Below are 247 nucleotides of genomic sequence, written 5' to 3' on the forward strand. Positions count from 1 at the left end.
AAAATGGTCAAAACGGATGACCTCGCGACATCCAGGTATGGAAAGCACGCCGCACTGTTCGGCAGCTTCTATCGCATTGGCCTTGATGCGTTCAGTTCCGAGTTTTGGTACCTGAGTGTGCTGCGTGCCGACACAGCTGCCGTCGCCGCGATGGCTCTGGTACAATCTGTGCTCGGAGACTGGCGGAATGCAGGATGACATTCTCGAAATCTGATGTTCAATGGAATTGACTTGCGTGATTTGACAA

The 247-nt window shown here is 52.2% G+C and carries 1 pseudogene; it reads right to left on the reverse strand.

Annotation, left to right across the window (positions count from 1 at the left end):
- Window positions 1–126 (reverse strand): annotated as a pseudogene (locus tag F9K94_RS24855) (16S rRNA (uracil(1498)-N(3))-methyltransferase); the annotation flags it as partial.
- Window positions 127–247: the final 121 nt, after the last annotated feature.

Source organism: Brucella tritici, from assembly GCF_008932285.1.
In the GTDB taxonomy this organism is placed as follows: Bacteria; Pseudomonadota; Alphaproteobacteria; order Rhizobiales; family Rhizobiaceae; genus Brucella; species Brucella tritici.